The 23,806-nt window shown below is 52.1% G+C and carries 17 protein-coding genes, 1 tRNA gene, 2 pseudogenes and 1 CRISPR repeat array; of the genes and pseudogenes, 7 read left to right on the forward strand and 13 right to left on the reverse strand.

Going from position 1 to position 23,806, the window contains the following annotated elements; translation table 11 throughout:
• Positions 1–12: 12 nt before the first annotated feature.
• Positions 13–88, forward strand: a tRNA-Thr gene (locus JQN73_RS11265).
• Between the two features lie 72 nt (positions 89–160).
• Here the strand turns inward: JQN73_RS11265 and JQN73_RS11270 are convergent.
• A complete protein-coding gene (locus JQN73_RS11270) occupies positions 161–1,189 on the reverse strand; it encodes a tyrosine-type recombinase/integrase (protein WP_205318895.1) in 1,029 nt (342 codons plus the stop codon).
• Positions 1,190–1,191: 2 nt separating this feature from the next.
• Positions 1,192–1,392 carry a DUF4224 domain-containing protein gene (locus JQN73_RS11275; protein ID WP_205318896.1) on the reverse strand — a complete coding sequence of 67 codons (201 nt, stop codon included), beginning with the start codon at positions 1,390–1,392 and terminating at the stop codon, positions 1,192–1,194.
• A gap of 49 nt (positions 1,393–1,441) precedes the next feature.
• On the opposite strand from JQN73_RS11275, the gene JQN73_RS11280 reads away from it, so the two are divergent.
• Positions 1,442–1,663, forward strand: coding sequence for a hypothetical protein (locus JQN73_RS11280; protein ID WP_205318897.1), 222 nt, complete (start codon positions 1,442–1,444; stop codon positions 1,661–1,663).
• A 114-nt stretch (positions 1,664–1,777) separates the two neighbouring features.
• Here JQN73_RS11280 and JQN73_RS11285 read toward each other — a convergent pair whose 3' ends face one another.
• From JQN73_RS11285 to JQN73_RS11300, 4 genes are all read right to left on the reverse strand, one after another.
• Positions 1,778–3,622, reverse strand: a complete 1,845-nt coding sequence (locus JQN73_RS11285; protein WP_205318898.1) for a replication endonuclease — start codon at positions 3,620–3,622, stop codon at positions 1,778–1,780.
• Positions 3,612–3,968, reverse strand: a complete 357-nt coding sequence (locus JQN73_RS11290; RefSeq protein ID WP_205323537.1) for a hypothetical protein — start codon at positions 3,966–3,968, stop codon at positions 3,612–3,614. The genes JQN73_RS11285 and JQN73_RS11290 overlap by 11 nt, the downstream gene beginning before the upstream one ends.
• Positions 3,968–4,141 carry a hypothetical protein gene (locus tag JQN73_RS11295; protein WP_205318899.1) on the reverse strand — a complete coding sequence of 58 codons (174 nt, stop codon included), beginning with the start codon at positions 4,139–4,141 and terminating at the stop codon, positions 3,968–3,970. The genes JQN73_RS11290 and JQN73_RS11295 overlap by 1 nt, the downstream gene beginning before the upstream one ends.
• Before the next feature lie 237 nt (positions 4,142–4,378).
• The gene (locus JQN73_RS11300; RefSeq protein WP_205318900.1) at positions 4,379–4,636 is read right to left on the reverse strand and encodes an ogr/Delta-like zinc finger family protein; all 258 of its coding nucleotides are present in this window, start codon (positions 4,634–4,636) and stop codon (positions 4,379–4,381) included.
• A gap of 459 nt (positions 4,637–5,095) precedes the next feature.
• Here JQN73_RS11300 and JQN73_RS11305 point away from each other — a divergent pair, with 459 nt between their 5' ends.
• Together JQN73_RS11305 and JQN73_RS11310 are read left to right on the forward strand one after the other, a co-directional pair.
• A complete protein-coding gene (locus tag JQN73_RS11305; RefSeq protein ID WP_205318901.1) occupies positions 5,096–5,734 on the forward strand; it encodes a helix-turn-helix domain-containing protein in 639 nt (212 codons plus the stop codon).
• A gap of 456 nt (positions 5,735–6,190) precedes the next feature.
• A pseudogene (locus JQN73_RS11310) lies at positions 6,191–7,179 on the forward strand (IS5 family transposase).
• 370 nt (positions 7,180–7,549) lie between these two features.
• Here JQN73_RS11310 and JQN73_RS11315 read toward each other — a convergent pair.
• Together JQN73_RS11315 and JQN73_RS11320 are read right to left on the reverse strand one after the other, a co-directional pair.
• On the reverse strand, positions 7,550–7,903 hold the full coding sequence (locus tag JQN73_RS11315; RefSeq protein WP_205318902.1) for a hypothetical protein: 354 nt from the start codon (positions 7,901–7,903) through the stop codon (positions 7,550–7,552).
• On the reverse strand, positions 7,900–8,223 hold the full coding sequence (locus JQN73_RS11320) for a hypothetical protein (RefSeq protein ID WP_205318903.1): 324 nt from the start codon (positions 8,221–8,223) through the stop codon (positions 7,900–7,902). The genes JQN73_RS11315 and JQN73_RS11320 overlap by 4 nt, the downstream gene beginning before the upstream one ends.
• Before the next feature lies 1 nt (position 8,224).
• Between JQN73_RS11320 and JQN73_RS11325 the strand changes: the two are divergent.
• Positions 8,225–8,401, forward strand: a pseudogene (locus JQN73_RS11325) (helix-turn-helix domain-containing protein); the annotation flags it as partial.
• On the forward strand, positions 8,398–11,424 hold the full coding sequence (locus JQN73_RS11330) for a Tn3 family transposase (RefSeq protein ID WP_205318904.1): 3,027 nt from the start codon (positions 8,398–8,400) through the stop codon (positions 11,422–11,424). The pseudogene JQN73_RS11325 and the gene JQN73_RS11330, both read left to right, overlap by 4 nt.
• Positions 11,425–11,482: 58 nt before the next feature.
• A CRISPR array of direct repeats spans positions 11,483–15,113; the repeat unit is 28 nt; unit sequence CTTCTAAGCCGCGCGCATGGCGGCTGAC.
• Between the two features lie 72 nt (positions 15,114–15,185).
• Here the strand turns inward: JQN73_RS11330 and cas1f are convergent.
• From cas1f to JQN73_RS11355, 5 genes are read right to left on the reverse strand one after another with little or no spacing between them, the layout of a single operon-like run.
• A complete protein-coding gene (gene cas1f / locus JQN73_RS11335; RefSeq protein WP_205318905.1) occupies positions 15,186–16,229 on the reverse strand; it encodes a type I-F CRISPR-associated endonuclease Cas1f in 1,044 nt (347 codons plus the stop codon).
• Positions 16,181–16,819 (reverse strand): type I-F CRISPR-associated endoribonuclease Cas6/Csy4, encoded by a 639-nt coding sequence (locus JQN73_RS11340; protein WP_205318906.1) that lies wholly within the window; start codon positions 16,817–16,819, stop codon positions 16,181–16,183. The genes cas1f and JQN73_RS11340 overlap by 49 nt, the downstream gene beginning before the upstream one ends.
• Complete coding sequence (csy3, locus tag JQN73_RS11345; RefSeq protein WP_205318907.1) at positions 16,819–17,946, reverse strand: type I-F CRISPR-associated protein Csy3; 1,128 nt, start codon at positions 17,944–17,946, stop codon at positions 16,819–16,821. The genes JQN73_RS11340 and csy3 overlap by 1 nt, the downstream gene beginning before the upstream one ends.
• Positions 17,947–17,998: 52 nt before the next feature.
• A complete protein-coding gene (locus JQN73_RS11350) occupies positions 17,999–18,802 on the reverse strand; it encodes a type I-F CRISPR-associated protein Csy2 (protein ID WP_205318908.1) in 804 nt (267 codons plus the stop codon).
• Positions 18,799–19,977: a hypothetical protein gene (locus JQN73_RS11355; RefSeq protein WP_205318909.1), complete on the reverse strand. Its 1,179-nt coding sequence runs from the start codon at positions 19,975–19,977 to the stop codon at positions 18,799–18,801. The genes JQN73_RS11350 and JQN73_RS11355 overlap by 4 nt, the downstream gene beginning before the upstream one ends.
• A gap of 490 nt (positions 19,978–20,467) precedes the next feature.
• Between JQN73_RS11355 and cas3f the strand changes: the two genes are divergently transcribed.
• Entirely contained in the window at positions 20,468–23,671 is a 3,204-nt protein-coding gene (gene cas3f, locus JQN73_RS11360) for a type I-F CRISPR-associated helicase Cas3f (RefSeq protein WP_205318910.1), read from the forward strand.
• Positions 23,672–23,806 lie beyond the last annotated feature (135 nt).

A 23,806-nucleotide genomic window follows, 5' to 3' on the forward strand; every position in this document is an offset into this window, starting at 1 on the left:
TCTCGCACTTTAGCTGGCTTAGCTCATCTGGTAGAGCACCTGACTTGTAATCAGGGGGTGGCGGGTTCAAGTCCTGCAGCCAGCACCAATATTTAAAAGGCCCACAGCTATGTGGGCCTTTTTCTTTTGTTCCGCAAAACGGCGTTTGTTCCGCAAAACCTCATTTTGTTGGCTTAACCAGCTTTCCTCTGCGATGTCGGACGTAGCGTGCTGTCATGGTCGCTGTAGCATGTCCCAGCTGATCTTGGGCTGCAGACATACCGCTAATCTCCTCTTTATCAGTCCCCGCTTTTGCCCGTAGGTCTCGGAACTGGAATTCCTTTATCGCTTTGGCTAGTTCCGGATGTGTGTCGGTGGCGATCTCTCTTGCACGGGTGAATAAACTGCGCAAAGTAGAGGCGTTCATTGGATAACCGAGTTTGTTATTGATGATGATCATACTTGTCGCCTTCCGACCGTATGCCCGTTCAATAACAGTTTCCAGATCGCCTTCAATTGCGATACGTAATTTTTTGCCAGTTTTGTTTTGCTCAATATGCAGCGCGCCATCTTTAATATCATTTCGTGAAAGCTTGAGCACATCAGCAGGGCGCTGTCCAGTTAAGTAGGCTAGGTCGAGTGCGTCCCGCAATGGTTCTTCAGCGGCATCCCAGACCGCACGATATACCGCATCACTAATATAGACGTCCCGCCCGGCTTCTCGAAAGCCTTTGATTCCTGCACACGGATTCGGTTTGTTGGTTAAGCCCGTCTGTCTTGCAAAATTCCAGATATGACTAAATAAGGCCTTTTCACGATTCGCGCCCACTTTGGAAGTGTGCCGCCAGTCCAGGTATTGTCGAATATTGAGCGGTTCTATGCTATCGAGAGGGGCAGGTGGGTCATCATAAAATTTATATAACCATGCCAGTTCCAACAGATTGTTTTTTTGAGTGCGTGGCGCTTTTTGTGGCAGAACCTCTCTTTGATACCGTTCGGCCACATAACGAAACGTGATCAAATCAGAACGATGGTCGTTACTAACTGTTAATTCGGCCCATTTTTTTACAGCCAGCACGTAATCTGAACCGAGGCCTATTTCCTTGCGAGGTCGTGCGCCGGTATCGAGATAGTAATAAATTTTTGTCTTGCGGTGGCGTGCGCGCATGCCAGCCGGAAGATTCTTGTTTCTGGTAGGTGTACGGCCCATAGTTATTTCGCCCTCAAAACACTTGGTACCCAACCGCGCTTAACCGGCTCTTGCTTACCGCCTTCAATGGTGGAGCGGGCAATCACTGGTCGTCCGACTGCATTGACGAAGAAAGGCAGTCCCATCTGTTGAAGAGCCCTGACTTGGTGACCTTTCATTTTTCGGCCAGTCAACGTCGTAATCTCGCTTTCACTTAAAAACATGTCGTTGCTCCAGATTTATTAGCGAATATAATTTTTCAAGAGAAACTGTATGAACAATTTGCGCTGGATATGTAGTGATATTTATCAATGCAAATTGCTCACCGTTGGAGATGTCGCGCCTGATAGCCATGACCTCGCCAGTGTGGAAGCCATGGTCATTTTCAAAATCAACGACCGCGCCAATGTCAGGTATAACTTTATCCAATCCCAGCTCCCCACAACATTCCGTTCAGCAGGCTGTACATCACTGCCCCAGTCAGCACCCCGTTAATCACGGCATGGAAGCGCAGTTTCCATCGATCAAGCATCAAGTGCAGGGCATCAGAAATCCCCCGTATTGCAAAAAACATAAATAAAAAGACGCACGTCTGCATAAGCAATCTCATCATTCCTTCCTTTCATCAAAAATTCGGGGATAAGGACAGGCATTCAGCGCTGCCCATGCATCAATGAGCTCGGATCTGGACTCCAGAGGGAATTTACTCACATCAGGAAACGACCAGTCCGGCTGTTTTTCTCTCGGCACCGGTTCGGGGTGCGTACAGTTATTTACACGAGTCCGAGGAAGGGCAACTGCCGCCCCGTCGCATGCGGTGGCTGCCGATGCAACTGGCGTCCAACTATGCCGTACCGACTTAAACACCACCCCAAACAAGGCCGCGCAATGCACGCCGTACGGTGTCGATTTGATCGTCTCGCCATAGCGTCCGATGCAGGTCGTGACATCCTTGGCCAGCGTAATGATCAGATCCTTACGGGCCACGATGGGACCGCCTTGTGCCCGCATATACTCGGCAAAGTCAGCGCGTTTGCTGGTCACTTCGTCGCCTTCAATTTTTTGCGCGGCATTCCATGCACGACGCATCGGTTCCGGTGCTTCCACCAGCATGTCGTCTTTAATCCGGCGTAATTCGCGCCAGACCGTGACCGGTGCACCGCCCCATTGCTGAAACTGACGGATGCCCCAGCATGCGGCCCATGCTTCAATCCGCGCCGACGGAACCAGTTCCACGTCGCCGACGCAATCCGGCACCACCACATAGCCGTCCTTGGTTTTATGTTCGCCCACATGCGCGCCGTCGATATTCTTCGCGACATATTTCGCGATATAACCGGCAGCGGTGCCCAGGTTCCAGTCAATTCGGACGACTTTCAGGCGGCGCTCAAATGCACCTCGCTCGCCACGTTCTGCGGTCCACGCATAACGTTTCATCAGGCGCGTCGCACGGCTGGCCACATCCACAATGTGCGGCGTTTTATAGTTGGCGGCTGATCGCACAAATAACAGCATATGCCAGTGCGGGGTGGCGTCGTGATGCGGCTCGGCAATCCGAAAGCCATACAACCCAATCCCGCGTCGAGCCAGTGCGGACCGGAAACGCGCCGTTACTTTTTGCAGATACGCATTTGCTTCTCGGGGTGTAGCCCCGCTAAACTTCGGGTTCGGCTTGCCGTTATGCAACGTCGCATGAAAGTGAGATGGACAGGTCCACGTCACAAACAAGCCTTCATCGCCCAGTTCTTTTGCAATCGTTTCAAAGCCATTTAATCGCAGCATCAACTCTCCTCGTCGTATCGCCTTATTTGCCGTGGTGGTACCGGCCAGTTCAGCCAGCGTGAATTGCTGACCAAGTTCGTTTTCTAATTTTTGGCCGTCCAGCGCCAGTTCGTTACGGCGGTTTTGCGCCAGTCGGGCGATCACCGTGTCGTGGCTGGCATAGGGTTCGCCGTGATAGTGGACATAGCCGAGGCGGATGTTGCCCGCCTCAAAGGCCCGACCGATGCGCTTACGTAACTGACCGCGCCACCAGTGCGGATTCACCGCCCGTGCGATCACATCTTTGAGTTCGTCAAATTCCGGTGCATCAATCCCGTATTCGGCACATTCGCAGCGGATGACCTGCAACGCATGCAGGTCCGATTGCGCGCCCCATAGCGCCTCGACCACATGCGCCGCCGCTTTCTTCGCCGTTGCCACAATGTCCGCATCGTGCTGCGACAGATCAACACCAGCGGGCACATAGCGGTCGGCAAACTCGCGGACAAAGTCCGTTGCCACCGACTCATAAATTTTGTACCAGGAGGACCACGCCATTTTGTCGAGTGCCTGACCGATGACGCGCTTGCGCCACTTGTAAGGCAACCGCGCCAATTCCGGCGCAAAGCGTTCCGATTGTAAAAAAGAAAGGTGCCGTTGACGGGCTGGCAGAACGACGTGTTTAGACTGCATGCATCACCCGTTCAAACATACCGACCGAGGCCACGACCGCCGCCCGGATTGCGGCCCGTTCCGATGGGGTAAAAGAATGAATCGGACTTTGCCACCGCGTCATCGGTAAACCAGCCACAAACAGCACATAACGCCGTGCATGCTCTGGTGTCGTTCCCCACGATTGCGCCGTCAGGCGTTGCAAGCGCGACGCATCCTGACGTGGCTTGATCAACTGACGCGCAGCTAATAATTTGGCCCGTGCATGATCCGGGGTCGTCAGCGTGGCCGTTGCGCCATCCCACTCGGCAAACAAGTCTGTGACCGGCATAAACGACGGATGGTGATCAATCAGCGAAACGCCCATCACCAGACCGCCGCCATGCCACCCAACCGCGCAATACAAAGGGCCAGCTGTTCATCCAGCACCTCGCACACCGCCACGCGATGGCTGTCGTTCAACAAATGCGACCGCGACATAAACCAGTTGCGCAGGTCCAGTTTGTCGATCAGGACGGCGTAGGTGCTTTTGGTGAACATGGCTTAGCCTTTGACCCAGCCGAGCGCGACCGCCAACGCGGGGGCAAACATGACAAAGCCACATAACAGGCCAGAGCCGAACGTTTTGAGATGGGTTTTCATAGGGCTTTCCTTATTTCAGGGCGAAAAAATCCCGCATGCCTGAAAGCAGGCATGACCGGGTACAACGTAAAAAAGGGAAAAGCGCTAGCGGAGGATTACGGCGGCGCGAGAATATGAGGAGCGTTCATGGTGGCCTTAGTCATTCCGGAATAAAGCCAGCTGATTGGCACACGCGTTTCGGACGTGCTGCGACAAATGGATTTGTACATCCGGGTTCGGCATCGCAGACATCGACAACGTACGCAATACTTCGAGACTCGCCACAAAGGTATGCCCACAGTCCGGGTTCTGGCACATGTACGTGATCTCTTTCATCAGGGTCGACATCGTGCGGCTTTTAGCGGCGCGCACACGGTGTTGGCAATGGGGGCAAGGTAAGCTAATGACCCTCACTTTGGTAGTCTGCCGACCGGATACAGTACTTGGCCTTCCCCAGATATTTGTTTCGATCGCTTACGCAAATGCGACTTAACAAGCCACTCTAACGCAAGCTCTACAGAGTGCAGCTCTTGCAGATGACGTACGTGGTGCAACATGACAGCGTCCTTTTATTGATGACTGGGAAATGGTATTCGGCTAGAAGGCTTAGCCAAATGTGCAGTATTTTGTTCATAGGCATCCAGGCCGAGTAACGCGACCATGGGAAGGAAATTGGCACGTGAGCGCCTTTCATTAAAAACATGTCGTTCCACCCGCGCCGTCTCGTCGCTTCTTAACCGGATGTGCGAGGGGCCATTCAGAATATTTTTCGGTGAACGACTCATTTTATTAGCTATTCTCATGGTGTATTATTTGTCTTCCCACTCAACGGACCTCAATATAGTTCAATAAAACGAACTTTTAAATAAAATTATGGATGATTTTGCGAACCTATTTGGCGGTAGACTCCGAGATGAACGCAAGCGTCTAGCTCTGAATCAAGATAATTTTGCAGCTACTGGTGGTGTGAACAAGGCGACCCAAATTTCGTATGAAAAGGGAAAGCGCTCTCCGGATGTTGCATATATGCATGCAATTTCGTCTTTAGGAGTCGATATTGCCTATATCTTGACAGGCAAAAAAATACGCACTGAGATATCAAGGGAAGAAAACATTTTGCTCGGCGCTTACAACGAGGCGCCGTTAGCTGTCCGGCAAGCTGCCTTGGCGGCATTGATTTTTGGTTCTGGGCGTCAAACATTTAACGAAAATTATTCAGGTGTCGAGCCAGTACGGAATAATGTATTGGAGGTCAATATTGAGGAAGAAGTCTACGAATCATTCTCTGAGATAGCGCTACTGACTGGGGAATCGATACCTGATACGATCAGAATGTTAGTTATTAAGCGTGCAAAAATACTTTTGGCGGAGGTTGACCCATTGGCACTAGAAACTATAACTAAAGCCGCCGCAAAAGATATGGAAGCGCGTCGTATTAATCGAGACAATAAAATAGAGAATCAATCCGTTACGAACAGTAGTGGAGCGAAAAAAAGTACGTCCTCGGATTGAAATTTACTTGTTGGTTCCTTAGTTCTCTACACCTCGAAAATATAAGAGTGTCAGTTTGGCTACCGCGATGAACTTCAAAAAAATGGTTGCACAGCGAGGGCGAACATTTTTTAATCGCGTAAAAAAATTCTAAAATTTTGAGGTATTCAAAGATCTGGAACGATGGTAATCCGATCATATTGGTTCGTCCGTCGCTATTCGGAGTGGAGTCGATGACCTTGCAAACATTGCAAAATCTATTAATTGACGAACTGATTAAGGCGTAGTGTGGGAATGGCGATAGATATCTAATTGTAAGGTCGCGTATATGGTCGACCAGGTCTGCCAACGGTCAATTACTTTATGAGTTGTCTCAGGTGATTCCCTAGGGAAGCGCTGATTTATTCGACAGAAATGGTTTCGGTGATTTACAGAAGCTGAGACAATAATGTATCCCTTTTCATTGACGAATCGTTTATGCAAAAAAGCTTCTCCGACCTTGAGTACGCGGCAAAAAAAGAAACGTACGCGGCGTGACCGTTTCCTGAGCGAGATCGATACAGCTACGCCCTGGGCGGCACTGTGGAACGAAATTGAACCGTTTTATCCGAAAGGCGAAGGTCCTGGTCGCCCGCCCGCCGATTGGTCTTGCACGGATGCTTCGGATGTATGTTGCACAGCCGTGTTTTGGTTTGTCTGACGAGGGCATTGAGGATGCGATTTACGACAGTCAGGCGATCCGCGGTTTTGTCGGTATCGATCTGAACCGGGAGTCGGCACCGGATGCCACGACACTGTTGAAATTTCGCCGTCTGCTGGAAAAGCATGACCTGACCCGCAGGATTTTTGAGGTGATCAATGCGCATTTGGCCGCCAAAGGTTTGCTTATGCATGAAGGGACCATAGTGGATGCCACCTTGATTGCTGCGCCACCATCGACCAAAAACAAGGATAAGACTCGCGACCCGGACATGCATCAGTCGAAGAAAGGCAATGACTGGCACTTTGGCATGAAAGCCCATATCGGCGTTGATGCTGCCTCTGGGCTGGTACACACCGTGATCGGAACGGCTGGCAATGTGTCTGACGTGACGCAAGCGCATGCATTGCTGCATGGCGATCAGATTGCAGCGCTGGGCGATGCGGGCTATCAAGGGGTGGAAAAACGCGAAGAAAATAAAACCCCCTCCGTTACCTGGCACGTCGCGATGCGCCGCTCCAAACGCAAGGCGCTGCCGAAAAATAAACTCGGGCGCATGCGCGAGAAACTGGCGTTTCTCAAAGCCAGCGTCAGGGCAAAAGTGGAGCATCCGTTTCATGTCATCAAGAACCTGTTTCGGCATCGTAAAACGCGCTATCGGGGCCTGGCCAAGAACACTGTGCAGTTGTTCTCGCTGTTCAGATTTGCCAATCTGGTGCTTGCTGGCAGGCGCTTTGTGATCAATGACACCCGAAAACCATCCTGAGTGAAGCAAGGGACGATAAGAGCGTCATATTTGCTCAAAAAACCGTTTGTTGCGCTCATGGTTGCAGAAACTCAACCGTGGGTGAAAATTTTATTTTTAAAACTAACGCCATGATCAAGATCATCAATTGATCAGCGCTTCCCTAGGACGTTTGCAGGACGACTTTCATGCTGCCCCTACCAATCTATCGGGTTACTTCTAAGCCGCGCGCATGGCGGCTGACGCTTGCTGGTCAGGGGTTGAACCACAAACCGCCGAAAATTCCGTTAGCCAGTCAACTTAGACCTGTACGCCCAGTTCCCGCTAATTGCTCAAGCGGCTCACGTCTTAGCCACACTCAAGTAAGAAAAAGTGCATGAGTCCAATTTTTTCAACGATTCAGTAGTTCACGAAGTGCCTTGGGTATCTCTTGAAACTTGCTTTCATTCTCAAATAGGTGGCAATTCTCCGCCGCAACTATCTCTGGCTGTTTTCCAATAATTGAAAACAACTTTTCACCATCGCACCGAAGTGATGCAACTCTTCTTTTCGTTTTCTTGTTCTTAACTTCTGCTACCCAACACATATCGGCCATTCCGCATGAATGGTATTCAAGTATTTCTGTCGTGGGCTTCCATTCATCAATGCGCGTGATGGGCTTGCCACGTGCAGCTATTGCTTGTCCGGTGAATGCCAATAGCATGAAAGCTAATACTGATACTGATACTGGATTGTTAGATTTCATTTGTATTCCTTCCCACCCGTTGCAGTGATGTATTCCTTCGGATGGCTCCAAAAGATGGTGCTGCCATGAGCGGCGGTTGAAACCCAAACCGCGTCGTAGCGACCTCGTTCGCCACCGTCAACAATTTGACCAGTTTTTTTGTTTTTAATCTTCCAGCGAACAATAATCTCTCGCTTTTTTTCCTGAACTTTGAATATATTGTGAGATGGTTCTCCGAACTTAAATCCATCAATAACTTTTGGACGGCTACTGTACTGAGTTTTGAAGTCCAATCCGTCCCACCAAAGGGCACCATTTGATGGATCTGTGCCCTTGTTCACGATTGGCGGTCGGCCACAAGCCATCACTGGCGAGAGGCTGGATGCGATCACCGCCGCGCTCGACGGTGGAATGTCCAAGGCTGCTGTGTGCCGTAACTTCGGCGTTAAGCGCACCACCTTGATTGATACCCTGGCACGGGTTGGTTGGACAGGTTCGCACGCAGAGCCGCCGCAATGACCGCGAAGAGCGAGCGCTTGCGCGTCCTGTCGGATGCCGAAGAGGAGGCCTTGTACGGCCTTCCCAACTTTGACGATGGCCAGCAACTGGAATACCTTGCGCTGTCTGAGGCGGAATTGGCACTGGCCACCGACCGCACCGGCCTGCACGCTCAGGTGCATTGCATCTTGCAAATCGGTTACTTCAAAGCCAAACGCGCCTTCTTCGCGTTCGACTGGGACGAGGTATTCGAGGACTGTGTTTTTGTCATCAGCCGGTATTTCCAAGACCACGCGGTGCCTCTGCTTCCCATATCCAAACACGAACGCTATGCTCAGCGGGAGGGTATCACGGCACTGGCCGGGTACCAAGCATGGTCTTCGGCCTGTTTGCCCTGGTTGGGCTCGAAGGCTGCGCAACTGGTGCGCCGTGATGTGACGCCCAGCTTCGTGGCCATGGAATTGGTCGCCGCCCTGGGCGAGCGCAAGATCATCCGTCCGGGCTACACCACCTTGCAGGAAATTGTCAGTGGCGCATTGACCGCCGAGCGCCGCCGTCTTGGGGCCTTGCTCGATGGCCTGTTGGACGAACCGCTTAAGGCAATGTTGGCACAGTTGTTGGTGCACGAAGACACCCTCTCTGATTTGGCTGTACTCAAGCAGGACGCCAAGAACTTTGGCCACCAGCACATGAGCCGCGAGCGCGACAAGCGCGAAATGCTGGCACCGTTGCACCACGCCGCCAAGGATCTGCTGCCCCGGCTGGAGATCTCCCGCCAGAACCTTCTGTACTACGCCAGCCTGGTGAATTACTACACCGTCTTTGACCTGCGCCGCCTCAAGCCCGGGCAAACGCGCTTGTACCTGCTGTGCTTTGCGTGGCTGCGCTACCGACAATTCACGGACAACCTATTAGCGGCAATGTACCACCTTGTGCGCCACTACGAGGCTGAAACCAAGGCGCACGCGCAAAAGCGTACCCTACATGAACATGCGGTGCAGTTGCGCAATAACCGCAAGGTCGGGCGGCTACTCCTACTGTACGTGGACGACCAGGTATCCGACAGTGAATTGTTTGGTACGGTGCGCCGCCGCGCCTGGCGGATCATGGGCAAGGATGAGGTTTTGGCAGTAGGTGAGCATATGAGCACCAAGCAGCTCAGCTCACTGGCGCTGCGCTGGGAGGCCATTGACAAGCTGGGCGTGCGGGTGCGCCTGAACCTGCGGCCCATCTTTGCGACCGTAGACTTTTGCGGTGAACCGGACAACCCCTGGCTGCAAGCGCTGGCGTGGATCAATTCCGTGTTTGCATGTCAGCAACGACTATCCCAGCGTCCCTTGTCAGAGTGCCCGGTAGCCACATTGCCGGTACGCCTGCGTTCCTTCCTGCTGGACTGCGATGACACAGGCAACCCGTTAGCCATCAACGATGTGCGCTATGAGTTCTGGCTGTACCACCAGCTTACTAAACGGCTCCGCACTGGTGACATTTACATCGACGACAGTTTGCAGCACCGCCGCTTGGCCGACGAGCTGGTGCCGCTGGACGAGTATGCCCCGCTATTGGCACAAATGGACGCGGACATTACATGGTTGCACCAACCCGTTGGGCCACGCTTAGAGGCCTTGGCCGAGGAATTACGCAAGCAGTGGCACATCTTCAATTCGGAGCTGCGCCGTGGGAAGCTGCCGCACTTGGAGTTTGACTCGGCACGCCAGCGACTGGTTTGGCATAAGCCCAAGGCCGAGGACAGCCCCGATGCGCCGGACTGCTTTTATGGACGTTTGCCCCTGACCGACATTGCCGACGTGCTGCGCTTCGTGGGTGGTCAGTGCCAATTCCTGTCGGCCCTCACGCCACTGCAACCGCGCTACGTCAAGCACGGAGCCGAAGCCAATAGCCTTCTGGCAGTCATTACGGCGATGGCCATGAATCACGGTATCCGCGTTATGGCGCGCACCAGCGACATATCCCACCGTGTCCTGGAGAACACCCACCGTCAGTATCTACGCCTATCCACGCTGCAAGCAGCTAATGACTGCATCAGCAATGCCATCGCCCAGTTGCCGATCTTCGAGCACTTCTCGTTTGATATGGGTGTGCTATACGGCAGTGTGGATGGGCAGAAATTCAGCATGGAGCGGCCTAATATCCAGGCTCGGTATTCGCGTAAATACTTCGGACGTGGCAAGGGTGTGGTGGCCTACACGCTGCTGTGCAACCATGTGCCTCTGCAAGGCTGGGTGATTGGGGCGCATGAATACGAGGGTCACTATGCCTTTGACGTGTGGTACCGCAACACCTCGGACATCAAGCCCACGGTGGTCACGGGTGATATGCACAGCGTCAACAAGGCCAACTTTGCCATCTTCGACTGGTTTGGTGGGGCCTTTGCGCCACGCTTTACCGACGCCAATGCCCAGCTCAAGGAGTTGTACTGCGTTGATGATCCGGCACAGTATGAAAAGTACCTTGTTAAACCCGCTGGGCGCATCGACTTGCAAGCCATTGAGGAAGAAAGGGAAGGCATCGACCAGATAGTGGCCACGCTGGCGCTCAAGGACATGACGCAGGCGGCGCTCGTCCGCAAAATTTGCACCTACAGCACGTCAAATCCCACGCGACGGGCGGTCTTTGAGTACGACAAGCTCATCCGCAGCATTTACACGTTGCGCTACTTGCGTGACCCGCAGTTGCAACGCAATGTGCACCGTTCACAAAACCGCCTTGAGTCCTACCACCAGTTGCGTGCGGCCATTGCCCAAGTTGGCGGCAAGAAGGAGCTGACAGGACAGACGGACGTCGATATCGAAATCAGTAATCAGTGTGGGCGTCTGGTGGCCAACGCCGTCATCTATTACAACGCAGCTATCCTGTCGCGGTTACTGGAGCGCTTCAAAGACAAGCCCAAGGCTTGGGCTTTCATCATGTCCACCTCGCCGGTGGCATGGCGGCATTTGCTACTGGGTGGGCATTACACATTCGATGACCAGGGCAAAACGATAGACCTAGATGCTCTACTTGCTGGCCTAGATTTTGAGTGACGGAAATTTCGTCGGTTTGTGGTTCAACCCCCTGGTCAGACGGTTGATCTCCCGGACTCTTCTAAGCCGCGCGCATGGCGGCTGACTCTATTCATGCCCGACACCGACTTTTCACCACCTTCTAAGCCGCGCGCATGGCGGCTGACAAATATGGGCGTCGTTGCCAGGTGCAGGATACCTTCTAAGCCGCGCGCATGGCGGCTGACTTTGTCCTGTAAGTGGCGGCTCAGCCGATCAACTTCTAAGCCGCGCGCATGGCGGCTGACGGCAGTGCGATTTCAGCGACCGGTTCGGGTGTCTTCTAAACCGCGCGCATGGCGGCTGACTGCTTTATGGCCGTCGTCGCTGGCACGCTAATCTTCTAAGCCGCGCGCATGGCGGCTGACGCTACGATGGATAGAACGCGACGGTTGGATTTCTTCTAAGCCGCGCGCATGGCGGCTGACAAATTCTTACTCGTTTTGTAAACTTTACTCATCTTCTAAGCCGCGCGCATGGCGGCTGACTGTTTACATTCGTAAGCAATAATCGTACTAAACTTCTAAGCCGCGCGCATGGCGGCTGACTTTTCATAAACAAAGCGGCTTTGTCGCACACTCTTCTAAGCCGCGCGCATGGCGGCTGACTACCGCGCTGATATGACGCCAGGAACGTATGACTTCTAAGCCGCGCGCATGGCGGCTGACATTCATAATCAATATAACCCTTTACCGCCTCTCTTCTAAGCCGCGCGCATGGCGGCTGGCAAGCAAATAAACCAAAGACCGTGCGCGGTTTTCTTCTAAGCCGCGCGCATGGCGGCTGACAGGGATTTGCAAGCAACGCTGACACCGAAAGACTTCTAAGCCGCGCGCATGGCGGCTGACGAGTTAACCCCCCGCGTAGGGCTTATCTACGGCTTCTAAGCCGCGCGCATGGCGGCTGACGGACAACCAGTCGAAAAAGCGTTTTTGTACACCTTCTAAGCCGCGCGCATGGCGGCTGACTTTTCACAGTTGCAAACGCAATCCGGTGGCTTCTTCTAAGCCGCGCGCATGGCGGCTGACAATAGTCCGATGTATAGAGGGGCGTCGGTCATCTTCTAAGCCGCGCGCATGGCGGCTGACCTTGGCGCGTATTTCGAGCATGGTCATAGAGTCTTCTAAGCCGCGCGCATGGCGGCTGACGACTGCTGTGCTGCGGCCCATGTTTCAAAGATCTTCTAAGCCGCGCGCATGGCGGCTGACTTGCGGGCTTACCTGACACCTAAACTTGCACACTTCTAAGCCGCGCGCATGGCGGCTGACGACGAGCTAGCCGCTGTGATGGCTAAATGGAACTTCTAAGCCGCGCGCATGGCGGCTGACTCTTCAACATCTTCAGAATCATATTTAATCGCCTTCTAAGCCGCGCGCATGGCGGCTGACGATTTATACAAGTACCTTGGCAACACTTGCGACTTCTAAGCCGCGCGCATGGCGGCTGACTCATCAGCAGTCAGTGCTTGCATTTCCTTGATCTTCTAAGCCGCGCGCATGGCGGCTGACGCTGGCGAGTTTGCTAAACATCAATTGGAATTCTTCTAAGCCGCGCGCATGGCGGCTGACTGCGGCGGTCATGCCACCACCTGCGCTGCAATCTTCTAAGCCGCGCGCATGGCGGCTGACGCGACGCATCAGCCGGACGTGTCGATTAATGCCTTCTAAGCCGCGCGCATGGCGGCTGACCCTGCAAGCGTAGAGCCGTAGATAGCCTAGAACTTCTAAGCCGCGCGCATGGCGGCTGACTGGTATCCCATGGGCGTTAAGCCAGTTCGGGTCTTCTAAGCCGCGCGCATGGCGGCTGACGAGCATATATCTGCCATCGGGATCTTTTTGCACTTCTAAGCCGCGCGCATGGCGGCTGACCCAGTAACTGTTGGACCCAAGCCCCGCTAGTCCTTCTAAGCCGCGCGCATGGCGGCTGACCACCAAGTATGCTTGCTTCTTCGCTGGGTTAACTTCTAAGCCGCGCGCATGGCGGCTGACATGTGCACGCGTCCCAAGACAATTTATTTACACTTCTAAGCCGCGCGCATGGCGGCTGACGTTAGCGAGTTTTTCGCGGGTTTGGTCTTATAGCTTCTAAGCCGCGCGCATGGCGGCTGACACCCCTGCTGCGATATAACCAAACATTTTAACCTTCTAAGCCGCGCGCATGGCGGCTGACAATCATTTTTGTGGTGCGCAAGCGCTCTACATGCTTCTAAGCCGCGCGCATGGCGGCTGACTGCCTACTTCGGATTCAATCGGTATTATTACACTTCTAAGCCGCGCGCATGGCGGCTGACGATGAGATTTACAACCCCGACTCACAGGACAACTTCTAAGCCGCGCGCATGGCGGCTGACTTTCGCATCGGTGATGATGTCGCCCTTGATGTCTTCTAAGCCGCGCGCATGGCGGCTGACCAATGTCTGTGCCTGTTCTGCGGTGACTCCTCCTTCTAAGCCGCGCGCATGGCGGCTGACACTCAAGCGGCGATGGCGGCGCATCTGATGATCTTCTAAGCCGCGCGCATGGCGGCTGACTTTGCGATTCATGATCTCCATGTGATCGGCGTCTTCTAAGCCGCGCGCATGGCGGCTGACGATGGCGATTCGCAGTCTGTGCCGAGCATTAACTTCTAAGCCGCGCGCATGGCGGCTGACGATTTGGCTCATTTCTGTCATCCTAAGATAGTCTTCTAAGCCGCGCGCATGGCGGCTGACTAACCAACCTGCGCCCTACTCCATATTACCGACTTCTAAGCCGCGCGCATGGCGGCTGACGTTATCCGATGCAACGGGAGATGGCCCTTACTCTTCTAAGCCGCGCGCATGGCGGCTGACGAACCGAAACTGTCTAATCTATTTCAGCCGATCTTCTAAGCCGCGCGCATGGCGGCTGACAAAATCCAAGCCGAAAAGCTCCTTGAGCTTATCTTCTAAGCCGCGCGCATGGCGGCTGACTGACGCAGCGCGGGCTATGCGAATTGATCGAACTTCTAAGCCGCGCGCATGGCGGCTGACGCCATCCCACCCAAATAAGATCTAACTCTCTGCTTCTAAGCCGCGCGCATGGCGGCTGACCTGACCGGAGTGCTTCCAGCCACAGTGCTTTACTTCTAAGCCGCGCGGATGGCGGCTGACGTGCCGAGACCCGACTAAATCCGCAATTTCACGCTTCTAAGCCGCGCGCATGGCGGCTGACTGCAAGCAGATGGATGGCCGCCCCGGTGTTGACTTCTAAGCCGCGCGCATGGCGGCTGACTAATTCTGGCTGCTCAGCATCGCGCTTGTTTACTTCTAAGCCGCGCGCATGGCGGCTGACCAACGCTAATGGTCGGCATCCACGAGCTGAGTCTTCTAAGCCGCGCGCATGGCGGCTGACGAATTGTCCGTGACATCAACGGCAACACAGTACTTCTAAGCCGCGCGCATGGCGGCTGACAAGTCGCAACGCCATCAAGTAAACCATCGATTCTTCTAAGCCGCGCGCATGGCGGCTGACAACGTAAAACCGATTCCGTGAGTTCCCTTGGCCTTCTAAGCCGCGCGCATGGCGGCTGACACTTGCCGGATCGGTTTCTTTGACGATCTGCACTTCTAAGCCGCGCGCATGGCGGCTGACTCCAATTGTTGTCAATCGTGTTCGCAAAGTGTCTTCTAAGCCGCGCGCATGGCGGCTGACCGTTCTAAAAAACAAAATATTTTAATTAAAACAAGGAGTTGGACGAAAGCTAAGAAAAATACATGACTATTTCTATTTTTCCGTAACTATTTGATTTTTATGAATATTTTCGATGATACAAGATTTGATGTTTTCGATCAGGGTATCGATGACTTCGGCTTGCAGGCATTGATCTATTAATTCATTACGAAACTCTTGGTCTGTCGCGTTACCAGAACCCATCTCGAAGGCCAAGGGCATAACAATCGCATCTTTGAAAAGGTCAGCAACGTCAAAAACTAGTGCCCCGCGTCTAGTTTTTCCGTGCAATACCGGTAACGCAAATGAAATGCCTAAGGCATAAATCGCCACGGCAGCGTATCCATAGGCAATATAATTTCCATGATCAAGGAAAGAATTAATTCTCTCTTCGGGCGATCCCTTTCCTCGCTTTCCACTTTCGCGTTTAAATCCATTAGCTTCGAAGGCAGAGCGCAGTCTGGCGTAAAGCATCCGTGACCAAACTGCTTCTGCTGACAACATTTCATCTGTAGTTTGGGCTCGCTGAACTGCAAGTTCAAACTTCTGTGTGTCAGCATCGTCTATGCTTGCAGAAAGAGACGATAATACCGGATTTTTTTTCCATGCAGTTTGTACCCATTTTGATCGAACCGCCATGAATTGACGGCCCATTGCGAGACGTCTTGGTTCTTCGAGCCACATGCGCATCCAGTCTTGCATGTATTCAGTGGGGCGATATTCACTCTGTGGCGTCATAAACACAGGATCGACGGCACTAAGAAGTGGTGAACCGCCTGTTCCCACAAAACCGACCATGACACCGCTTTCTGCCAATAGTCTGACGGCCGATTCAGTGATCGATGTACCAAGACCCAGTAGCAAGAACGCAGTATTTTTATATGGAATGTTAAAGAACTGTTCAATTTCTTCCCCACGTTGTGTGAGGAATAGGAGACGACCGTCTTTTTGCATGACCCGCGCACGCTCTATCAAAAACGCATTTGCGCGCTTGCTGAGTAGAATGGCCCGCGATGTGGGATCAGATTTTTTAAGCCCTGACGTCGGTTTCAATCTGTTGCTACCGGTTCGGTATTCGTCATCCTTCCCACTGGCCATGCATCTTCGGGAGTGACTGGCAACGCAAAACGTCTGGTAAAAACTGATAACCCATATACGTCAGGTTCAAACGTCACCAGTGTTCCTTCCGCGCATAGTGCTGTTTCGTGATGAATTGGCTTGAGGAACAAACTGAAGCCATGACCAGATGTTGAGCTATTAAGTCGCAGATGTGGAAGTGAATCTGCTTCCGCCATGCGCTTGGCACGTGACGCTTCCAGTCGGCTTTTTCGATTCGGCACACGGTATCGTCGATACTCAACGAAGGCAGTTGGTTTGAAATCAGAAGGTAGCACTTTGACCCTACCGATATTGACATAGTCACGGATGAACTGCTGCTTCTCCAGTTCATCTGCCAGTGTTTCAAGTGACTCGCGTGCCAGCGCAAACACTCTTGCATGATTTCCAGGACTTGGTCGCGCACCTATTTTTGCCTGAGGGAAAGCCACTGCGTGCTTAAACCCCTGACGTGCTGCGATCGCATGTGTGAATTTAATGAGCAGCGCCATGACATCATGCGCCGTACCATTTGGGCGATCTGACTTGAGCGATGAAATTACGCGCAGGTCAATATAAGCCTGCGGTTGCATCAGGACACCTCGCCTTGTGCTTCGTTTGCTTCATTATCCATGGTCGATTCTGTCTTGGCGTTAGCTTTTACTTCTGCCTTCTCGGAGCCGCCGCTGTAGACGCCACCGCGAATCATCGAACCAATGCAGAACATTCCTTCGGGCGAACTTGGATCGATCTGATTCAGCCTCGACAACATACTGAAGGCAGTCGATTTTCCACTGCGGAAAAAACTCATCAAGTCGATGGAGGCACCATTGGGTTCCACCGGTAGCGGTTTTCCAACGATATCAAATGCATCGTACCAGGTATCGATCGTACGGAGGCGGTTACTGATTTTTTGATCACGCAAGGCCGCTTGTCCCATCACTGTCTGGTGATCGATGCCGTTGGCGTGAGGTACCTCTGCGGTCAGCTTGTAGAGCGGTCGAGCGAAGCCTTTTGGTTTGTTTTCAACATAGGCTTGGGAGGGATAGACTTCGACGGCGCCTTTCACGCCAAAATCTACGCGTGCCATCACTTCAATGGCGGCATCGCGATTTCCCCTCAGTCCGTCGGCGATGATTTCTGATAATGTTATTTCGTCGGCACTGTAATCGCCGAAGGAGGACAACGGAATACCGAGGGCATTGAATGTCAGCGTGTTTCCGTTAAAGATGGTGGTGATCGACACCGATTTTGCGAGCACCCGGTTGCGCCACAGGAAGGACCCGTTGGCAACATTACGTGCGATTCGGCGCGATACTTCCTTCAAGCCGTCGCTGGATTTCGCCCGTGCTACAAAGTCGACAACGCTTTCACGTACCAATTTGGCTAGTTCCCGATCTCCTGAGGCACATGCAAAAAGGGCGCTATCCAGATCGACCATGCGCAAGCCGAATTTCACGACTAACGCATCAGCGCGATGGTCGAGTAACGCCGTTTCTGTTTGTTGAATATTTGAAACGTCACGATCTTTCGTACCTTTGGCAGTATCGCCTGCTTCGCTCACGTTTTGTGTGCCACGCAATCCGTGGCGCACTACGTAAAGCGGTGAAAGGTCGTTTTGACCTGCTATATCATTAAAAAATGCACCCGCGCTCACGATCATTGAACGCTGAAAGGAAAAAACGCTGGGAACCTTGGAAAATGTTTGTGTGCTAGTCATGTTGGTATCCTGAAAAAATGCACTACAAGTTGAAAGTTTGGCCTGATTTAGCTCAATGCCCAACAAGGAAAACGCGTTCGGAGGGTCTTTCGTACTTCCACGTCGGGATAAATGTATCTTTTAAGGATTTGAGCTGGACCAGTCCGACCAGCGGTTCGGCAAAAGCATGCGGATGTCCATCGCGGGTCCAGACACGATCACGAATGTCAGTCACGGTAACGAACCCCATCGTTGCTGGCATTAACCATGGCGAGGCCTGGCGTTGTTCGGTTGTCGGCAACGTCGCACTTAACAAGGCATCCAATGCGTCTTCCCCCTCTGCAGGCACCATCAGGTCATTTCGCGCATGTAATGCAAAACCGGTTTTGAGATGATTTTTTACCTCTCGCATGTTTTCGAGGGTGATTGGCTTTGGCGAGTCCATTGCCACTGCACCACCCGCCATACGGGCGTTGCGCAGAAAAATTTCAACGTAATCCATATTGACACTTGCACCTTCGTCAAATACGATCGCCAGTGATACGGTCATATCGCACCGGGCAGTGGGCTGAAGCGAAAGCGCGTTCTTGTTTTTAGAAGAATAATCGTCAGTATTAATCAAGGCGGCAGCGCGCAACTGGTGAGGAAGTAACGAGTACGCTCCGTTGACTTTCTCGGCGCGCAGGCGATAGTCATGAATGACCGTACCGACACCTATAAATTGATGTGCCAACTCCGGTGGCAGGCATTTCAAAGCCAACGCCTGTCCGAATCCGACGTAGGCAGTGGGGCTGGGTGGGGCGAGAAACCACCACGCAGAGAGAGCATTGGCGCCGGTGACTTCCATGCGTGGCAGCAGGACGATAAAACGGCTCATCCGACCACCTCTTCAGCATCCGAGATGAGTGCCGATAGTTCGCCATCCCCACTGACTACGTATTCGTTTTTTCCATCCTTGAATTTGAACCGCTCAATGCTGCTGATGAGCTTGCGGGCGAAGTCTTTTTTGAAGTTTCTGTCGCGCAACGTCGGGTCGATCATCGCTCTCAAAAAAGGATCTAGCGTTGGTGTGGTGAGTCCGTTGATATGCTCCAGATTCTGCTCAAGAATATGACGAGCAGAGGCTGCGGCAGCTAGGGCTGCACAAGCAATTGCGTGAATATGCGTAACCTCCTTTAACCGGATGGCTGCGTTACTAGGCATTGCTTGCGCATTTGCGTTACGCATTCCGTGTCGCCAGAGTGCGAAGGCCAGCGTTTCTTTATAGGGTGCAGCGAAGGCAAGACCCCGCAGATGGCCTTTGAAGTGCAGAGCATAAGCAAGACGAACGCTTCGGTCTTCTTTTGGTGCGTCAAATACTAATGGGCGCTGCATGGATCGCACATACCGCCCGACATTTTGGGGATTCGATCCACCGATGCCGAGGATGGCATCGCGTCGATTGATACTGCTTTTGCCGTTTTTCTGATTAATATGTCGCGCTTTTTCAATTACCAGTCGGTTACGAATTGCTTCACTGAGACCACTGCTTTGCAGTGGCGTTAAAGCGATCCATGGCATTGATTTTTCGCCACTAGGCCATAGAACTTGACGTAAGCGAGGATCGATGAATCCAGTGCCGACCGAGGCAGCAGATAACATCAATGGCCCCATTTGTTCAACCATGGCGCGCTGCTCGGGATCTATATTTGTGAATAAGTCGTCACAAGTTTTATCAAGAATGCTGGTAATTTGTTTAAGCGGACCAGCGTCTGTGGCACCCAGCACATAATCGACCGGAATGCGCGCACTATCTAGGGTACTGATAGCGACAAAAGGAAGAGAAAGTCGTTCTGCCGAGCTCACGCGTATACCGACCGCCGAAGCATTCGAATTAATACTTTTCGAGGAAAGATGCGATGCTGTCTTGATCGATTTCAGACAAGCTTCTCTCGTTAGCGTCGGCCATATCTTTTTCTCGATAGGTTTTACTAGTTTTAGTTTTGGCACCTTCGGCACCCTCACAACACCAGATTTTTTAACCTGCCTCGGAATTTCGTCAGGCTTTAACATGGGTTTTCTTCCAATCTTTGTATTGTGAGTGATATCATTGTTACAACAACATAGTAATGTATTTTGTATATTATTGAATGGTAATTTTTCAATATTTTTTTATCACTTTAGTATGACTTAATTTTCCTCGGCAATGACAAATCACAATGGAAACATTTCCTTTGAAGTGGCCTTTGGCAGCAACGCCAATCAACGTGTCTGGCGGATTCTCAAAGCTTCAAAGGATCGCTGATCTGAATAAATCCACTTGGATTTCTCAAGGGAAATTTCGTCGAGTGTAAAAATTATTGGCCATGAATTGCCACTTGCATCGAAAGGCGGATCAAAAGGAGGCGGGACTAATCAATCGGCCATGAAATAACATAGTTATGGTTTATAAAAATAGTTGAGATATCCACGAACTCCAAATTTGTTCTTGTGATCGTACCGTCGGAGATGGCACGATCTGGGTACCGCTAACGCATTGAAAACCAATTGAGCAAAACCTCCCATGCATATCGTGCTTGTGTCGCAGTGTGAAAAAAAAGCTATCCTCAGAACGGCTAAAGTCCTTGATGCCTATGCAGTCCGGCACGGTGATCGTACCTGGATAACGCCCATTACAAAGAACGGGCTCGATGCACTTTACCTGGAGCTACGCAGTCGCGGCACCCGGCAAACAGCCGTTTCCTGCTACGTCAACGACGGCAAACGTAGACTCAAACTGTTATGGGTGGTAGGCAGGAAAGGAACTTTCGGATTGGGCGGTGCCGTTGCCGTAGCGACCAAAGAGCACTCCCAGAAAAGCCAGATGCCAGCGCTTTCTGCTGCTGCGCGTTTAGCTTGTCTGCTGGCTGAATGTGCCGGCTTGATTCACGATTTTGGCAAATATGGAGAGGTTTTTCAAAAAAAACTCGACTCGCTAATCCCGTCAGGAGATCCTATTCGCCATGAGTGGATCTCATTGCAGGTATTGCTTGGCCTCTTTGAGGGGAAAAGCTGGACCGAAAGCTGGTGTCGTACGAGACCTTTGCGTATGCCAGAATACCTCACCCACGCCCATGGCATAGGCAAAGGGTTGAACACTGTCGAGGCCGTGCTGGCTTTCTTAGTGATGTCGCATCATCGCCTGCCCAGATGGCAAAAAGGCGGTCGCGGCAGCACTGCTAGCCCATCCGTTCCAAGCGACGGGGAGTACTTTCGAGATGATGCGTGCCGTCCTGATGGCTCAGAAAGCAGAGCGAATCCATTTCTCCGCCAACCAACCTTGTTGGCGGCAAAACGTGTCGAGCATTTGCTATCGAGAATTCGCCAGTACGCCCTGCCCGACACCAGTCCTGAAGCACTTCGTGCGATTGCATCACTTGCCCGCATGGCACTCATTCTTGCCGATCATCACGTCTCTGGTATTGATAAAACGCAGTCAGAAGGACATGGGCCTCATTTAGAGGGGCTCGAGGGAGCGGTATTCGCCAACACACATAAACATGGCGGCCTCCGGCTGAAGAATCAAGAGTTGGGCTGGCACCTAACCCAAGTTGGAAATGAAGCTGGCGCAATGGTTCAACGCATGTTGTCATTCCGGCCGCCTGGGTTGAGCGGTGATGCAATTGTCATCCTCCGAAAAAGGTCTGGTGACCGCTTCCAATGGCAAAACCTATGTGCCGATGAAATCGAGAGGGTTCAATCAGAGCGGTTTCTTCCGACACTTGTAATTAATATTGCGGGAACGGGGAGCGGGAAAACGCGCATGAACATGCGCGCCGTAGCGGCATTGCATCCTCCCGGTAACGATGGTTTTCAGGAGCCTCTTCGGGTCGCCGCCGCACTCAACTTACGCACGCTGACGTTGCAGACGCGAGACGCTTATGCGGAGCAACTAGGATTAAATAAAGAGCAGTTGGCGTGTGTCATGGGAAGTCGTATTGCTATTCAACTACATGATGCTGGAAAAAAAACTGCGGAGCTGTTTGACGAAGATGAAAATGAGCCTGAAGAATTATTCGATTTCGAAGGTGGAGGTGTTGAACCACCGGATTGGTTAAAGGGATTCCTGGATAAAAAGCCAGTTTTGCAACCGTTGCTTATGTCTCCGGTCGTTGTGTCCACTATCGATTTTCTTATTAATGCAGGTGAACCTAATAAGCAAGGGAATCATGGTCTCGCTATGCTGCGTATGATGCACAGTGACCTCATCTTGGACGAAATTGATGCCTACGATCCAAAGGCGATGGTTGCCGTCGCACGGTTGGTCACTGCATCGGCTATGTGGGGACGTCACGTTATTGCCTCTTCCGCGACATTGTCCGCTCCCGTTGCAAAGGTGCTTTACGAGGCTTTTGCGCTTGGGGTTCGTTTGTACAATGCCCTCCACGAAAAACAAACCACATGGCGTCAAGTTGTCATTGATGACCGAGTTGCACCATTGATTTTATCTAGCGCTACGGATGTTACGTTTATAGAAGCTTTTAACGACCATCTCCATTTGATGATGGCTTCAATGGGTAATCAACTTTTCCGTCCGGCAGAATTACAAAACGTCTCGCGTCATGGAGGGACTAAGGACGGTGAAAAGCACTTCTTTGCTGGCGTGGAGGCGGCTTGTCTTCGCTTACAAGAGCGGCATGCATGGGCCGCGCCGAAGAATGCTGCCGGTTTCACCGGAAAAATATCGATAGGACTCGTTCGGGTCGCTAACATTCGTATTGCCATTGCGATAGCGCGGCGTTTGGCAACAATCCTGCCCCATGTGCGGGTGTGTTGTTACCACTCGCAGGTTGGGTTGCTCCAGCGTTGGAATATTGAACGCACGCTTGATCAAATTCTTACTCGTAAAGCAGATGAATGGGCATCCCACACGGTTCAAAATCCTTTCGTCCTTGAGGCTCTGTACAGAGCAGTGGAAAAGGGCGAAAACCGCGTTCACTTCATCGTTATTGCGACCCCGGTCGAGGAAATTGGTCGTGATCACGATTTTGATTGGGCAGTTATTGAACCGTCCAGTTCTCAATCCATTGTACAAACATCTGGTCGGGTCAATCGACATCGTCTGGCCAATGTGGACACCCCTAACATCGCAGTCTTGCAATTCAATTACAGGACTTGCGTGCAACAGGAAGGGGTGCCGGTATTTTGCCGCCCGGGCCTTGAATCAGATGAAAGTTTTGGTGACGATGGCAAAAGTGATTATGGTGATCATGATCTGGCAAAACTGGTAAATTGGTCGACCTTGGAGAAGGCCGGCCAGATTGATGCACGTTTGCGATATCAGACACAGGTGCATCCTTTCGCAGGTGCGGATGACCGTGCCCTTAACGTTGCAGTACAGCGCCATATGAAGAATTTCACGACGTCCAATGAATGCGCCTGGCTTATAAAAGATACCTATACAAACGCGCCATTGAGGGACAAAAACGGGGCCACCCATGAAGAGTGGTTCATTGATGAAAATGGGGCTTACTTCAAGCGTGAGCCCAGGGGAAGAATCGGGTGGGGCTTCGAAGATACTCCCAGAAGTCCAAATGATATCGTTCCGACGCACCATAATGATTGGCTTGTTTTGTCTTTTGATGAGACATGCGCTCTCGCAAAAAAACATGGAATTGCAATCAAGGCCGCAACGTCCGTGCAGGTGCTGTCATATGGTGATAGCGGCGAAACGCTTATGTTGAAGGATTGCTCGTTTGGATACTCAACCAAGCGAAACAAAGCGTAATTGGAAGCGTTAGCATAGATGGTACGGACGTCTCGCTACAGGGACAATTAGCGCATCCGGACCGGCCTTTTCAACGAGCATGAGTACGCGTCTGGATCGAGTCGCCCTGTCATCTAATGGATCCTGATGTGAATT

Origin of the sequence: Glaciimonas sp. PAMC28666 (assembly GCF_016917355.1) — a bacterium.
GTDB lineage: Bacteria > Pseudomonadota > Gammaproteobacteria > Burkholderiales > Burkholderiaceae_D > Glaciimonas.

What these genes read in the sequence shown, in the direction of transcription:
- csy3 (WP_205318907.1), bottom strand. Translation starts at nt 17,946, where the DNA reads ATGACTAGCACACAAACATTTTCCAAGGTTCCCAGCGTTTTTTCCTTT.
- cas1f (WP_205318905.1), bottom strand. Translation starts at nt 16,229, where the DNA reads ATGGCCAGTGGGAAGGATGACGAATACCGAACCGGTAGCAACAGATTG.
- JQN73_RS11340 (WP_205318906.1), bottom strand. Translation starts at nt 16,819, where the DNA reads ATGCAACCGCAGGCTTATATTGACCTGCGCGTAATTTCATCGCTCAAG.
- JQN73_RS11355 (WP_205318909.1), bottom strand. Translation starts at nt 19,977, where the DNA reads ATGTTAAAGCCTGACGAAATTCCGAGGCAGGTTAAAAAATCTGGTGTT.
- JQN73_RS11290 (WP_205323537.1), bottom strand. Translation starts at nt 3,968, where the DNA reads ATGGGCGTTTCGCTGATTGATCACCATCCGTCGTTTATGCCGGTCACA.
- JQN73_RS11315 (WP_205318902.1), bottom strand. Translation starts at nt 7,903, where the DNA reads ATGAAATCTAACAATCCAGTATCAGTATCAGTATTAGCTTTCATGCTA.
- JQN73_RS11285 (WP_205318898.1), bottom strand. Translation starts at nt 3,622, where the DNA reads ATGCAGTCTAAACACGTCGTTCTGCCAGCCCGTCAACGGCACCTTTCT.
- cas3f (WP_205318910.1), top strand. Translation starts at nt 20,468, where the DNA reads ATGCATATCGTGCTTGTGTCGCAGTGTGAAAAAAAAGCTATCCTCAGA.
- JQN73_RS11295 (WP_205318899.1), bottom strand. Translation starts at nt 4,141, where the DNA reads ATGTTCACCAAAAGCACCTACGCCGTCCTGATCGACAAACTGGACCTG.
- JQN73_RS11270 (WP_205318895.1), bottom strand. Translation starts at nt 1,189, where the DNA reads ATGGGCCGTACACCTACCAGAAACAAGAATCTTCCGGCTGGCATGCGC.
- JQN73_RS11280 (WP_205318897.1), top strand. Translation starts at nt 1,442, where the DNA reads ATGAACAATTTGCGCTGGATATGTAGTGATATTTATCAATGCAAATTG.
- JQN73_RS11350 (WP_205318908.1), bottom strand. Translation starts at nt 18,802, where the DNA reads ATGAGCCGTTTTATCGTCCTGCTGCCACGCATGGAAGTCACCGGCGCC.
- JQN73_RS11330 (WP_205318904.1), top strand. Translation starts at nt 8,398, where the DNA reads ATGACCGCGAAGAGCGAGCGCTTGCGCGTCCTGTCGGATGCCGAAGAG.
- JQN73_RS11305 (WP_205318901.1), top strand. Translation starts at nt 5,096, where the DNA reads ATGGATGATTTTGCGAACCTATTTGGCGGTAGACTCCGAGATGAACGC.
- JQN73_RS11275 (WP_205318896.1), bottom strand. Translation starts at nt 1,392, where the DNA reads ATGTTTTTAAGTGAAAGCGAGATTACGACGTTGACTGGCCGAAAAATG.